The organism is Bordetella tumbae, from assembly GCF_054780995.1.
Window position 1 is genome coordinate 330,360 of record NZ_BAAGVG010000012.1, and the last position, 15,011, is coordinate 345,370.

General features: G+C 43.9%; 11 protein-coding genes. 10 read left to right on the forward strand and 1 reads right to left on the reverse strand.

The features are described from left to right. Positions 1 to 3: 3 nt before the first annotated feature. The 10 genes from ACYVI2_RS12105 (at position 4) to ACYVI2_RS12150 (ending at position 14,139) form a co-directional block, all read left to right on the forward strand. Positions 4 to 1,122, forward strand: coding sequence for an ABC transporter permease (locus ACYVI2_RS12105; RefSeq protein ID WP_415821448.1), 1,119 nt, complete (start codon positions 4 to 6; stop codon positions 1,120 to 1,122). Next, entirely contained in the window at positions 1,115 to 2,221 is a 1,107-nt protein-coding gene (locus tag ACYVI2_RS12110) for a polysaccharide biosynthesis/export family protein (protein ID WP_415821449.1), read from the forward strand. The genes ACYVI2_RS12105 and ACYVI2_RS12110 overlap by 8 nt, the downstream gene beginning before the upstream one ends. Before the next feature lie 229 nt (positions 2,222 to 2,450). After that, positions 2,451 to 4,376, forward strand: coding sequence for a glycosyltransferase (locus tag ACYVI2_RS12115; protein ID WP_415821450.1), 1,926 nt, complete (start codon positions 2,451 to 2,453; stop codon positions 4,374 to 4,376). 143 nt (positions 4,377 to 4,519) lie between these two features. Continuing rightward, positions 4,520 to 5,686 (forward strand): nucleotide sugar dehydrogenase, encoded by a 1,167-nt coding sequence (locus tag ACYVI2_RS12120; protein WP_415821451.1) that lies wholly within the window; start codon positions 4,520 to 4,522, stop codon positions 5,684 to 5,686. Between the two features lie 34 nt (positions 5,687 to 5,720). Then, a complete protein-coding gene (locus tag ACYVI2_RS12125) occupies positions 5,721 to 6,290 on the forward strand; it encodes a hypothetical protein (protein WP_415821453.1) in 570 nt (189 codons plus the stop codon). Positions 6,291 to 6,316: 26 nt separating this feature from the next. Further along, positions 6,317 to 9,142 carry a glycosyltransferase gene (locus ACYVI2_RS12130; RefSeq protein WP_415821454.1) on the forward strand — a complete coding sequence of 942 codons (2,826 nt, stop codon included), beginning with the start codon at positions 6,317 to 6,319 and terminating at the stop codon, positions 9,140 to 9,142. A gap of 475 nt (positions 9,143 to 9,617) precedes the next feature. Beyond that, positions 9,618 to 10,529, forward strand: a complete 912-nt coding sequence (locus ACYVI2_RS12135; protein ID WP_415821456.1) for a glycosyltransferase family 8 protein — start codon at positions 9,618 to 9,620, stop codon at positions 10,527 to 10,529. Positions 10,530 to 10,849: 320 nt separating this feature from the next. Beyond that, positions 10,850 to 11,863, forward strand: a complete 1,014-nt coding sequence (locus tag ACYVI2_RS12140) for an alginate lyase family protein (RefSeq protein ID WP_415821457.1) — start codon at positions 10,850 to 10,852, stop codon at positions 11,861 to 11,863. 86 nt (positions 11,864 to 11,949) lie between these two features. Then, the gene (locus ACYVI2_RS12145) at positions 11,950 to 13,050 is read left to right on the forward strand and encodes an SGNH/GDSL hydrolase family protein (RefSeq protein WP_415821458.1); all 1,101 of its coding nucleotides are present in this window, start codon (positions 11,950 to 11,952) and stop codon (positions 13,048 to 13,050) included. A 135-nt stretch (positions 13,051 to 13,185) separates the two neighbouring features. Beyond that, positions 13,186 to 14,139: a hypothetical protein gene (locus ACYVI2_RS12150; protein WP_415821459.1), complete on the forward strand. Its 954-nt coding sequence runs from the start codon at positions 13,186 to 13,188 to the stop codon at positions 14,137 to 14,139. Between the two features lie 165 nt (positions 14,140 to 14,304). Here ACYVI2_RS12150 and ACYVI2_RS12155 read toward each other — a convergent pair. After that, on the reverse strand, positions 14,305 to 15,011 hold a 707-nt coding region (locus ACYVI2_RS12155), incomplete at its 5' end, for a polysaccharide pyruvyl transferase family protein (RefSeq protein WP_460490309.1).

A 15,011-nucleotide genomic window follows, 5' to 3' on the forward strand; every position in this document is an offset into this window, starting at 1 on the left:
AGAATGGATCAGAAAAATAAACGGCGCAATAGATTGCTAAGGCTATTTATCATAGTGCTGCCGATGGTGCTGGCAACGATCTATTACGGCGTCTTGGCGGTGGATCGTTATGCGAGCACAGCTCAGGTAGTGGTTGTTGATGATTCCAGTGCATCTTCTGGCGCCCTTACTCAGCAAACTGCTGGCGCGGCTATCTTGGCCTCTACGGCAAAGCAAGTCTCCAAACAAGAGACGATCTTTTTGTTGGAGTATGTGACGTCGCCTGATCTGTTAGCAGTATTGGAAGATAAACTTAAATGGCATGAGCATTTTGCCGCTCAATATTCAGATCCCGTGTTTTGGATCGGTGATAAAGTTTCTCGAGAAAAACTGCTCAAGTACTATCAACGACTAGTAACGGTTCATGTAGACGAATTGACTGGTCTCCTGAGTATTGAAGTCCAAGGCCTAACCCCTGAGTTTGCCAACGCAACTCTGAAAGAGGTTTTGAAGCAGAGCCAAAAATTCATTAATGATGTTTCCCGTCAAATGGCGACGGATCAAGTACGTTTTGCAGAGGCGGAACTTGCAAAGACACGTGCGGATTATGAGAGCAAGAGAGATGCTCTAGTTGAGTTTCAAAGCAAGAACAGTTTGCTAGATGCCGAGGCATCTGCAAAATCGCAAGCTGGAATCATTGCTACTCTCGAAGCCACTTTGGCGGATGCAAAAGCGACCTTGAAAGGATTGTTAGCCTCTCTCAACCCGCAATCCCCGCAGGTAAGGCAGCAGCAGATTCGTGTAGCCGCGCTGGAAAAACAATTGGCTGCAGAAAAGGCCGCACTTGTTTCGTCGTCACAAGGTGGGCATCTAAACGTGATTGCAGCCGCTTATCGCAAATTGACAGTCGATGCCGAGATAGCTGAAGAGGCATATAAGCTTAGCGTTTCTGCTTTACAGAACGCCAAAATCGAAGCTAATAAAAACGTACACAGTTTGATAACTGTCGTCCAACCTAATATGCCTGAGGATCCTACGTATCCGTTTAAGCTGTACGATCTATTGACTATTTTGGTCATTCTCTTATTCATATACGGAATTACCCGTTTCGTAATCGCCAGCATCGAGGATCACCGTGACTAGGCCAGCCTTTTCTTTAAGATATTCTCGGCTTTGTGCTTCGCTGGGACTTGTTGCGCTGCTTTCGGGATGCGCCGGCGGTATTTTGTCAGGAGCAGGCCCATATGTAGGAACGATAGTTAACTCGCCGGAGGATCGGACAATTCCGTATGAATTAATTGATCTCTCTCCGGAAACGATAACTCCTTATGCTCGCCCCATTGATGCACCTGTGGCCAAAACAGTATCTCCTACGAAAGCCTACGAGATTCGGCTGATACCGGGGGATGTGATCCAAATAATAATCGCCGATATAGGCGAAGAGAATGCAATGTTTGCACCGTTGGCGATGGGCGGTACAAAATTTGAGTCCCGCGTTGATTCCACAGGAAAAATATCATTGCCCTATGCTGGACGTTTCTCTGTAGCAGGGAAAACTCCTAATGCGGTTGAGGACGAGATACGGCGTCGATTAAGAGGGGTAGCTAGTGATCCCCAAGTCATGGTTAGTTTGCTTGGCGATGTTTCCGGCTCAGTGCTGGTAGCAGGTGCTGTGAAGCAACCTGGAAGATTCTCCGCTCTTCAGGGACCTTTGACGTTGCTCGATGCGATTAATTTGGCGGGTGGCCCTATGCTTGAACCACACCTTGTGGAAGTCACCGTTCGCAATGGTAAAGACGCTCAAGTGTATTCCTATCAGAGCTTATTGAACGGTTTGAATAGGCCTGTGTCACCCCGTTCAGAAATAGTAGTCTCAAGGGCGAAAAAGCGCTTTGTCGCCATGGGAGCGGTAAAGACGCCGGGCTTGCTCGATTTGCCCTCCGAACAGCCCAGTTTGTTGGAAGTTCTTGGGGCGGCAGGTTGGTTGGATGAGAGTGCAGCCGATCCCCAGGGGGTCTTTGTTTTCCGTCTATCGCGAATGCCAGGAGCCACGGAGGCTACCCCTGAGGTTTTCCGTCTGAATATGCGCGATCCAGCAGCTATCTTTCTGGCGAAAGAGTTCTTGGTTCAACCAGAGGATGCGGTCTATGTAACGAACGCTGCGATACACGAATGGCAGAAGATCATTACACCTATTGTTCAGGCAATGGCATTTGGCAGAACTTTGCAGAGAGGGTTTTAAGTCAAATCAATCAACTCAAAGATGTCATCTGAATGTGTTAAATAGGGAGATGAATATAAGTTGGACTCCGAGCTTGGTTTTCATGGGAAAGCTTAATTTTCTAGCCACATATTCTTATGAGCGCTGATGCGCCAACTTTTGAGTTCGACTTATATATCTGAGCGAAGCGATGTTTTTTCGGCGCCGTAATCAAACTCTTCCAAATGCAGAATCGATCGCTTGCGATGTCGTGAGAAAGAGCGATCTTTTTGATCCTGTTTGGTATCTCGATCAATATCCTGACGTGTTGCGAGCAGGGTTTGATCCGGTGGTGCATTATGTTCGCCATGGCGCACAAGAAAGGCGGAAGCCGGGGCCGTGGTTTGATACGGAAGAATATCTTGAGGCAGTCGGAGATGGAGCAGAAGTTAAAAATCCGATTTTGCACTACCTTGAGAATCGAGGACGATTTGATTTAAAGAATACTAATAAGAAGAGAGAATATTCAAATCTAACAGAGTTCCTGAAATTTTCTGCTTTGAGTCCCGTTACCTCGGCTCCCTTCAAAGAGGAAGATCGACGTTGTTTTGCCGTTATGGAAGCTATTGCCAGATATCTGGTTCAAGGTTTGAACGGAGCTGAGCATGTAAAAGTATCGGTGATTATGCCGGTGCGAAATCGGGCACAAACGCTGTTGACTGCAATTGACTCGGTCCGCGCCCAGAAATATGAGAATTTTGAATTAATTGTCATTGATGATGGTAGCGAAGACGATTCGGCCGATCTGGCAGAACTTGCCGGAGCAGCCGACCCTCGCATTCGTTGTATAAAGCTCGCGCAGCATAGTGGGGTTTCCATCGCACGCAATACAGGGTTGGCGATTGCGAGCGGATCCATAATTGCATATCTTGATTCCGATAACACTTGGCTCGAGGACTATCTCGGGGCGGTAGTTGGCGCATTTCATTTATTACCTAATGATGTAAGTGCGATTTATAGCGGTCAGTATATATACGCGGATTCTGATCCCACAAAAGTGTCGGCGGTGCGTTTCGGGCCAATGAATCTATCTTTGCTAGATCAACATAACTATGTTGATTTGAATTGCTTTGCACATCGCCGTGAGGTGCTAGAAGCGGATATTTTTTTCGATGACAGCCTGTCAAGATTAGTAGATTGGGACTTTATATTGCGGATCAGCGAATCTTTTCGCATGGTGTCTATTCCTGTTTTGTTGAGTCGCTACTATCTTAATGCGGCAGAAAATACGATTACAAAAACTGTTGCAATCGATCCTGCCATTGAATGCATCGCCTTAAAGCGAAAGCTAACTCCCCAAATCGATCCTGATGTCTGGCTGTTTAGGAAAATATGCGTCGTTATTCCTAGCTATCGAGCGTTGCAATTCCTTCAAAATTGCGTGGAGTCTCTACGTCCATACTTCAACAGCGAGTATTTCGAGGTAGTTATCGTTGATAATAATTCCCCGGATGAGGTAAAAAAATACTTGCAAAAAATCTCATGCGAGAAGATAAAAATAGTTCTGAATGATGTTAATTATGGATTCTCGTACGCAGTAAACCAGGGCGTAGCTCTTGCATCAACTGAGGCAGATATCCTCATCTTGAATAATGATGCTGAGTTAGCAAGAAACAGCTTGGAGTATTTGCAGAAATTAGCTTATCAGGATCCTGATATTGCGATAGCTGTACCCCGTCAAATTCTACCTCCAGAGACAGACGATATAAGTCTACATGTTCCTTACGCGACTATAGGAGCGGAATGTGACGTTACTCTTTCAATCCATCATAGAAATATTGAGTCAATTGGACTGTTTCACGATGGACACCAAGTGGAACTGAATTTCGCGCCTTTCTTTTGTGCCTATATAAAAAGGGCATCCTGGAACGCTTGCGGTGGATTGGACTATATAAACGGGCGGCATTATAGGTCTGACCGAATAATGTGCGATTTTGTTAAACAGGTGCTTAAACAGCGTATCGTATACACGCCTAGTGCAAAAGTCCGCCACGCATCCCAGATTTCCACGAAAACATTGGATCGAAATAGTGGTGAGGGTGGAGATCAGTATCGAATTATGCTGATAAAAAATGTTTGGCCTGACGATTTAAAGAGAGATTTGAAGATTTGTCCTAGACCCTGGGATTCCGATTAGAAAATTAATTCTTACGAATTTTTTCTATTCCTTGGTGTGAATTAAGTTTGAATATGTTCTCAGAAAGACTGAGTAAGAGGGTATACAGCGATGTTTTGGTTCGACATATCGAGCAGCGCTTCGATCGAGATTAAGGAAATTTAATGAAGATTGCAATTGCAGGTACGGGTTATGTTGGTCTCTCTAATGGGATACTGCTTGCTCAGCATCATGAAGTAGTAGCCTTGGATATCGTTCCCGAAAAAGTCGAAATGCTTCAGCGCAGGGAGTCCCCCATTGTTGATTCCGAGATTGAGTTCTATCTAAAGAACAAACCGCTGAACTTTCGCGCCACGCTCGATAAGCAAGAAGCTTATGTCGGTGCAGACTATGTGGTGATCGCTACACCTACTGATTACGATCCTGAGACCAATTATTTTAATACTCGGTCTATTGAAGCAGTCATCCGAGATGTAATGGCTGTTAATCCGAACGCTGTAATGGTCATAAAATCTACAGTACCGGTTGGATATACTGAACGGATCAGGGAAGAATTGAGCTGCCATCAAGTATTTTTCTCGCCAGAATTTTTACGTGAAGGAAAGGCTCTATACGATAATTTGCATCCTGCAAGGATAATAATCGGCGAACAGTCCGAGCGGGCTGAAGTGTTTGCTCAAATGCTCCGAGATGCCGCGTTGGAGAAGAGTGTCCCAGTATTGTTTACTGGTTCGACAGAAGCGGAAGCGATCAAACTTTTCGCGAACACATATTTGGCGATGAGAGTATCTTTCTTTAATGAATTGGATACATATTCGGCGATACACGGCCTTAGCACCAAGCAAATCATTGAAGGGGTATGCTTAGATCCTAGAGTGGCTCATGGATATAACAACCCCTCGTTCGGCTATGGTGGATATTGCTTACCCAAAGATACCAAACAATTGCTCGCAAACTACCAAGTAGTACCGCAGAATTTAATCCAAGCAATCGTTGCTTCAAATACCACTCGCAAGGACTTCATCGCTGAGGATATTTTGAGTCGCCAACCTAAAGTGGTAGGTATTCATCGCCTCATTATGAAGAGCGGATCTGATAATTTTCGCTCCTCTAGCATTCAAGGGGTAATGAAGCGAATAAAAGCTAAAGGAGTGGATATCATAGTGTATGAGCCCACTATCAATGATAGTGAGTTTTTCCATTCTCCGGTTATCAGTAGCTTTGATGAGTTCAAAACTAGATCTGACGTAATTATTACGAACCGTATGACGGAAACGCTTAGCGATGTAGCTGAGAAAGTTTATACCCGAGATATCTTTGGAAGTGATTAACTTAATCTGCGAATTGGATATTTAGACTACGACTATGAAAGACATGTCGACGCCTCATAAAGTCGTACCTGATGCTGCACGCAAGAAAACGGGTTTGCTTGCGAAGCCAAGCCGAGCTGATGCCGAACCAAAAGAGAAAAGCGCGATCGAGCACGTCAAGAATTTAACGACGAAATTAGCCGACACTCAGATGTTGGCTGATGCCAGGTTACAAGAGATCATTATCCTTAGTAAATTGGTGCTTGATCTTCGAGAGGAAATTCAATCCCGCCCACAATTGCAGAGTGCGAAATTGGAAAGGTCGCACAAGCGACGTTTTTGGGGAATTCCTTCTTACTTATTAGGGAAGAATACGTCCAAATTGAAGAAGGATTTGGCTACATTAAGAAATAGCGCTCTGTTTGACCAACTTTGGTACCTAAAGAAATATCCGGATGTTCAAAAGAGTGGTGTTGACCCGGTCTTGCATTATTTAAAATTTGGCGCCAAAGAGGGTAGAGATCCTGGCCCCAGATTTAACACGTTGGAATACACAAGGAAGAATCCAGAGCTTGCGAACTCTGGGGAGAATCCTTTGTTGCATTATATAAAGAAGAATGGCTAAACAATTGCACAGAAGAGAAGTGATCAATGGATAAAGTGATATCAACTATTAAGGATTCGGGCCTTCTGGATCAGAAGTGGTATCTGTCTGAGTATCCTGATGTGGCCGCTCTGGGTATGGATCCGGTTGTTCACTATGTGCAATTGGGTGCATTGCTATATCGCGATCCCGCCCCTAATTTTTCTACGAGAGCATACTTGGTAGAGAATCCAGACGTTCTCCGAGCTGGAATTAATCCTCTTTATCATTACGTGATATGGGGGGAAAGAGAAGGGCGAGAGAGTCGGGACGCGAGTAAGCGATTTTCTACGCTCGACGAGAAATCCCTGGCATCAATGTTTGATCCGTCAATTCTCGATACCTTGGCAAAGTCGGATCACAACAATAACTTAATTAAATTGCCCGATTGGCATCTTCCTCGGGCTAGTTTGATTTCGAAAGACCAAGTGCTGACTCCATTCTCCGTAATGGACCTCGAGGTGAAGTTGTGGGGAGGGTATTCATCCTACGCAATTGTTGCCCTAGAAAAGATGAAGTATGCTGCATCTTCTACTGTTATTGAAAAGATAAATATCGGGTGGCATCTAGCCAGATGGTATTTTGTGGAAGGACAGTTTGAAGAAGCTTTAAAAAACGTTCTGTTTTCTAAATATTATTGTTTACGAGCGTTTCGTAAGCTGACTGTACCCTTGATGAAATTGGCTGTCGTCGAAAGCCAGTGTTTGTCAAAAATGGGAAAAATGAAGCGGGCCAGAAAGGCTTTGGAGAACATTACATCAAGAATGCCTGGAAGCTCGAATTTGAATTTGGCCTGGGCAGCTGTAGCAGGGGAAAAAGATGTTCTTGATGAGAAGTCGATACGAGACAGGGACGCTCCTTTACCTTGGATTAATAGGTTGTTCGAAGAGCGGGGTTTGGCACAGCTTAAGAAAATAGATGAAAACGCCCCTCTGAGTTTTTTTAACTTCACCGCAGAAGACGTTAAGCCTCTGCCTCTAGCTGAAACTCCGGAAAAAATATCCATCATTATTCCCGCATACGGGGCTGAAGAGACTATTCACATTCCGATATTAAGTTTGCTGAAACAAACTTGGTCAAATCTGGAGGTTATTGTCGTCGACGACTGTAGCCCAGATGGTATGGCGGATGTAGTTAAAAAAATTGCTCAGCAAGATAGTCGAGTAAAACTGATCCGTATGGAGGTTAACGGCGGAGCATATCCCGCTCGTAATCTTGGCCTGAAGTATGCAACTGGCGATTTTATTATGGTGCACGATAGTGATGATTGGTCGCACCCGCAAAAATTAGAGATTCAAATGAATGGGTTTAAAGCAGCTGATAATCCTATCGCTGTTGTTTCTCATTGGGTTCGGTTTAATCAACACTTAAGACCTCTTGGTGCATGGCGCCCTACCGGCAGTTTTTTTGATTTAAACTTTTCATCTTTAATGTTCAGACGTGGGATATTGGATGAAATAGGTGGCTGGGATGAGGTCCGTGTGAGTGGCGATGCTGAGTTTCGTGCTCGTATCGCCCGCAGGTATGGAAAAAATTCTGTCGTCAAAATTTCGCAGAGTTATCTCTTGTCATTATCTCTAATGAGAGATGATTCTCTAACTCAGACAAAAATAACTCATTTGAGAAGCCTAGATTTTGGCTTGCGTTGGTTATATCGTGACGCATATCAGTATTGGCATGGATCTGATTATTTTCAGCGAAATCCTTCAATAAAATCGGACTCCTCACGTCCTTTCCCGGTGCCGAAGATTTTAAGATCACGATCTAATCAAGAGGGTTCGTTTGATTTTTTAATTGTGACCGACCTTAGCGCCGAAGCTTGGACGACCGACCTTTTGTTATATATTAAGGCGGCGAAAAAAAAGGGGTGGAGCACTGCATTGTGTCATTGGCCCCGATATGAGGGCTACGTACATACACCCATTGATGCTCGGGTCTATGAAGCCTGCCAGCAGTATGATGTGGAAATCATCACTAACGGCGATGTAATTTCAGTACAAACAGCTCTAGTGCCGCATCCTGAAATTTTCCAATATAAGCTCGATCAATTTCCTCAAGTGAGAGCCGAACGCATAGCAGTGATTGCCAATGAGCCTGCTACTGTGGCATTAGGTGATTATGAGATTGGGCGCAAGAGTGCAACTTCGAAGGCTATTAAGTCACATATAGCGGAGTTTTTAGGTAATAGTGGCACATGGTGGGCAGCCTCTCTTTCTCTACAGTCAGAGCTGAAAAGTGCGGATCCTAACCTCGACGTGTCCACCAGCATTTGGTGGCCGATTTTTGAATTACATCAAGAAAAGCTTCAATCCAAGTTGCCTAATAAGGCTAGGAAGGTACCTAAATTGGGACGCTATTATGGCGATTCGATTCTCATAGGTGAAACGTGGCCTAAAAGTTTTAGAGACGCAAAACGAGCTTATTGCGCTGATGAGTCTTTAAAGATCTACTTTATCGGTGGTGAGGACATGATCTGCAGTCATTTTGGTCGTCATCCGAAAAATTGGGTTTTTAAGGGCGCAGAGGAGATCAGTGTAGAGAAGTTTTCGAAGGATATTGATTTTTATCTTTACTATCCAGATCGAACCTATACTGGAGTGTGTGACCCTGTTATGCTAAGGGCGATGGCTGCTGGTTTGCCGGTGATCACATATCCGGAATTTAGAAAATTGTTCAGAAACGCTGCAATTTATGCTGCGCCGGAGCGGGTGGTTTCGATTGCTACAGAATATTGGAATGATTCGAAGCGTTATTCCGACGCGAGTAAGAAGGCGCGGATTTTTGCTGTTGAGCAATGTAGTGTGAATAGCTTCTCGTCCAGATTCGGTGCTTGAGTAAAGCCACCAGTTTGAATTGTGTGAAAGACATAGAAGAATTTATTGCCACTCGAGATTTGAGTGGCTGTTCGAAGACCGTGATAGACGGGCAAAGTCACGATCATCCTGCAAGTTTGACTGTTGGGCTTTTTTATAGCAACTTGCAGCGCAGTGATTTGAAGTGTTTTGCTTGAGGAGGAGATTAACTAAAACGCTGCAGAATCGAGATTAAATGTATCATCGATTCGCACTACTTGTGTATGCATCTCAAAGAGACGATTCGTCTGGTTCGCCATGAATTTAATCCTATCGATCGTTTTTATAGCAGCAGATGCGCACTCATTTCCAATGTTAGGCTATCCGTTAGACATCGCTGTTTTCGGCCTGTCTGGCTTACATGAGTAGTAAGAGGCCGTTCAGTTATCCGTTAGGGTATCTAACATCAGTTAATTAGCTTGGCTCAAAAATTTTAGTAATTAAGGATGGTGAAAAATTGACTATATTTAATGCGTCCAATATATATGGGCACGATATTGGTGAATATAGTAATAAGGCAGCGGATGAAAAGGTCACTTTAGCATTTGCACTGGACAGTAATTATTTAGAGTGCATGAAAGTGATGCTTTTTAGCATGTTGCGTAGCCGCGCCTTTATCCATTCGCCTATTTCTCTCTATACTGATGATCCTACAGTTTTTGACCACGAGGTGGTGAAAAATTTCATTGATAAAGTTGTTCTAATTGACGGGCATAAGAAAGAAACGTTGTATGAGCTCGCGAAGAACAATGTCCGCCGTCCAGAAAGGGCCCAATGGAATAGGGGCACCTTCTTAAAATGGGCTGTATTTGAAGAGCAAGATACGGAAGAGCTACTTTTCCTTGATGCTGACATGTTGGTTCTACAGAATCTGCATGAAATCAGTAAGATCAGGGAAGACAAGAGTCTTATTACAATGCCTCAATTTCAAGAAGAACTGAAAGAGGGCGACTCGCTAAATAAGCTAAAAGAGCTAATTGCCGGGCAGTATGATGGCCGGCATCGTAATCGAATAAATTCTGGCGTTATGTACATAAGGAAGAATTTGCTCGCAGATAAATTCTTCGAAGAGGTTACCAAATTTGCAGCGTCTCGAATCGACCTTCACGAGCAAGGCCATTTGAGTGCATATTTCCAAGAAAACAAGGGTTTACTGTATATGGCACCTGCTATATATAACTTTCAGGAACAGTTTGTACGGCGACTCAAACCTTTAGATAAGCAGGAAATTATGCCCTATATAAAGATATTGCATTACGCCGGTCAAACTAAACCGTGGAAGATTGGAGAAGAGAAATCCGCTACGCACGAGAGTACCAGATTATGGTACGAATATTTGCGGGACGCTAATAAATTATTTTCCGAATAGTTCTGCGCAATAGAGAGAGTGCTGTAATTTTTCGTGTCGTCGAGATTGGGCTTATAAGGTGGAAAAGCTTCGACTGACGTGAATTTGGACGCAATTCCGTTATTCTGACCTACATCATATCTTAGAGTAGGCCTTAAAGTTCTTGGGTCGGAATTGTTGCATGACTAAATTGATTAGATTGTACGGAGCTTAATTCGATAAACAACGGGAGAGGTTTGTATTTTTTACATCCCTATACGTTGTGAAGCAGAAGAGCAGCGGATATGCGCGAGAATGTTAGCCTCAAATTTGTCAAGTGTTATTTTTAATCGGACTATTAAATGAAATCTGTAAATTATCAATTCGTTTTAAAGTCGATGTGCTTGACGCTCGCGTTTTCCGCAGGCTCTATGTTGTTCGGCGCGCCTAAGGCTTATGCATTTGATTGCCCTATATCGCCTGCAGCTGTCAAAAATATCGAAATGCCGAGCATATATATCGATAAGCGCGGGTCTATCGCTGATCCAAAGAAGAAGGCGGCTAATGATGAGGCGAGAGCCCCTATTAACAAGTTCCTGCAAGATATTCAGGATGTAGCGGACGAGTATTATGATAATCCGACTCCTGATAAATTGGAGTGTGGGAAAAATTATCTAGATAGCTGGGCCAAGGCACGTGCACTGTTGGACGGTAGCGTGTCGGGTCCTGGGGAGCTAGTACGATTTTGGGCAACAGGAGCTATTGGTGTAGCAGTGTTGAAGCTGGGGCTAGATGAGAAAACTACGCCACCCGCCGTCCGTGATTGGTTGCAGGCCCTGGGAAAGAACGTGAATGACTATGTTATTCAACGAGAGAGTAAGAGCAATTTGTATTACTGGTCCGGATATTCGCTCGGAGTGATGGGATTGGTTTTGGAAAATAAGGCCTATCAAGATAAATCTCTTGAGATATTTCATGAATCATTACTCGCAATTCAACCAGATGGCACGTTGCCTATTGAATTAAGGCGAGGTCAAAGGGCGGCGATTTACCATGCATTTGCCGCGCAAGCTATTTTTGGTCTGGCGGTCCTTCATAACGCTAACTTTAGTGAATTGGAGAACGGCAGTTTTGGCAAATTGGTGGGCTTGCTTAAGAAGACTGCAGCTAATCCAAGATACTTGGAGGAAAAGGTGGGAGTGAAGCAAATGCGTATCTCCAAACCTTCATGGCTTCCCATTTATGACAGATTACGGGCCGGGGACACTAGTTTTTCAGCTCGTCGTAGCCGCGAATGTATCGATGCCTTGAGATTGGGCGGGGACATATGTAACTGGGCAGCATTACGACAAGGCAAGACAACTGCGAAGAAATGAGTGCAGTCAGCATAAAGTATGGCCTGTCTTGTAGTTCGCTTTGTTTAGATTGTTGAACTTTGTCAGTAAGCTAACAATAGGGCATCATGAAGTTTCTTTTTGTCGGTGGATCCAATACCCTTATGAGAGAGGGGTATGTTCGTCACTTTAAATTCTTTCTCGAGCAATTCTGCCATGAAGAGATAGAGATACGTAATATCGCTATTGGCGCTAATAGCTGCGTGCATGGTTTGGAGTTGATTAAAGCGGAACAGAATCTTTCTGACTATGATTGTGTCGTAATCGAATACGTTATCAACGATTACCAGCTCGCAAAAAGTGAAACTATTCATACATGGCGGCAAGCGTATGATGGCTTGATTCGTCATTTAATAAAGAATTGCGCACCTCACACTAGAATTATAAATTTGGTCTTGGGTCGACGCTCTCTCTCAACTTTTGCCTGGCAAAATAGATTAACAAGGGAGATTAATGCGCTTGTTAAAAAATATTCGTCTTACGCGAGCATAGAAATTATTAATATTACACGCTTGCTTATGGCGATTTGTGATAAGAAGCGCGATGTTTATGAGAATCTTTATAAAGACTACGTGCATTATAAGCCCCCGGTTGTGGCTTCTTTAGTGGGTAGTCTGTTGTCTAATCATTATATTTCAGGATTGGTAAATCCTAAGAGCATCGACTATTCGCCCTTGCCTGAAAATTATCAGGATAATTTTGAGAATAGTGTAGTAGTCGATGCAAGTCGGTACAGCATCAGAAAGAGGGAATTTAAGAACAGCCACGTAGATCTTACGGCAGCATCGCTCTCCTTGGGAGAGACTGTGGAAATCGAACTCTCGGGGACGCTGGTGGCGTTTACCTACGTTTCTACTTTTGATTCTCTGTCCGTGTTAGTGGAAGAGGAGGGTGAGGCACCATTTGTGATTGATTGCCAACATAAATGGGTAAAGGGTGATGAAAATCGATTCATGTCAAAGAATTTTCCATTGTCTTGGAAGAATTGGAGCAATAAAGGAGGTAGGAAGGTAAGATTTACGGCGATAACTGGTCTGGATAGGGATAGCCTTATGGCAAGATACGTGAACCAATACAATATTCACGGCCCCAGTACGCAACCATTATCAGAGGCTTGCTTCTATTTGGCGGGCCTTCTAGTGAATACTTCTGATAAAATCGTCGCCTGATAATAATATTCAGTAGTGACGTTGCCGTTCAGTGAGTGCGGTCGGCCGCGTTGATTCACCGTAATCCACATTTAATCCGCATCGCATTTGATCATCGCTAGCGTACTAGCCTACTCTCTTATCAGGAGTTGTTCCGTGATTCAGCAGTCACCCGTTTTGTTTCTCGGCGATAGCCATACTTGTTATTTTTCGCACGCGAATGAAACTGGGTTATTACTACCATGGAACGCTCGAGTATGTACGGTGCATGGTGCTACAGCCGCTGGCCTTATTAATCCTGATTCGATTACAGCCGCCGCCCCGAAGTTTAGAAAATTCCTAAAAAGACAGCCTAAGGACGCGACGCTTGTATTTCATTTGGGAGAAGTGGACTGCGGTATTCTAATTTGGATGAGGGTTCAGAAGAATGCGAGTAGTTTACAAGCAGAGTTGCGCCGCTCGGTTGCTGCATATTTTTCATTTATTGACGAGTTGATAGGCGAAGGGTATCGCGACATAATTATTACGTCAGCGACCCTGCCCACTATTAACGATTTTGATCAATTAGGTGCTGTTGTTAACGAGCGGCGTAGCAAAGTCACGGCGACGCAAGTTGAGCGCACTCAACTTACCTTGGATTTTAATCGATATTTACAGACTGAAGCCTTATCGCGTGGCCTCGGTTTTGTCGACGTATCTTCAGAAATGCTGAATTCAACATCTGGTGTGGTCGATACTAGCTTTAGAAATAAGAATCCCGCTAATCACCATATGGATAATAATATGGCGGCGACTATTTGGGCTTCTGCTATTTCGAAGAAACTTTTCGCGCAGCGGAATATTGATCTGCCATCTGGGATATGGCAGGCGACGTCAAATACTCTGCTAAAGGCTTACGTGAGTCCATATAGAAGCCTTCGCGACGCGCACAAGTTTTCAGTCTCGGTCGGACAAACATTATCTGCAAAGATTGCAGGGTATAGGCGCGGGCACGTATTCATTGTGGATGCATCGCTCGATGGTGTTAATTTATCTCCAGAGCTACGCTATATCTTCGTGAAACATTGGACACCCCCGCCGCATAAAGGAATTGTTAACTCCCCCGTTTAGCAAGCGTGCTAGGTTAGTTAAGGATTCAATGTGGCCTGAGTCTCATACTTGCCAGCGTCGGTGGGATAACCGGTTGTTTGCTTGTGGAGCGGGATAGAGTTGCTCGCTCTTGGATGATAGGCGCTTGACGAGAAGCGTAGCACTCCACAGGCATTAACAGTTTATTTATAGAGGAAATGCAGAGATTATTCTGCTGCAAACAGAATCGAGTTTGTCAAAGTAAGCGTATTCATCAGAATTAAGCTTAATTTTTGCTAATGATTCTATTTTGTTAATGTTGACATTTTTTATGTTGTTTCTTCCTATCCCCGCGAAATAGTCAAAATATTTCCACTGTACCCTCCGTGTGGAGTTGTCTTCCCATAACCATACGCTAGGTATGCGATAGCTATCGGCAATAACTAATCCATGCAAGCTAGTAGCTGCGATATGTTTGCAAGACGATATTTGACTCATTATTTGAGTCATATCGGGATTGTTTACGTTAATGACAATGGAGTTTTTCGTGTCTTTTAGCAGCCTTTTTACCCACGGGCTGTCTTTTTGAGACCAATGAGGAATGATTCCCCAGTCATATTTCTCTTCGTTGCTTCTTTCCCACACTTGGCTCGCGAGTAACCCTGGATCTCCAAATGGGATATTTCCTTGAATATCTAAGAGTGACTTCGTCAAAGGGCCTCGTAATAGATTTACTTTAAAGAGTCCACTATTGAGAGGGTCGGCGCCGAGAGTACCAGAACCCCAAACTGGATAGGGTTTGTCTCGTTCTGGAGCCCAGTGCAAAATGCTGCCTACTGCCAATAGCTCCGATTCAATAATATTATCTTTTGATAGTCGTTCTAAATTCAATCCAGAAATATGGGAAACTAAAT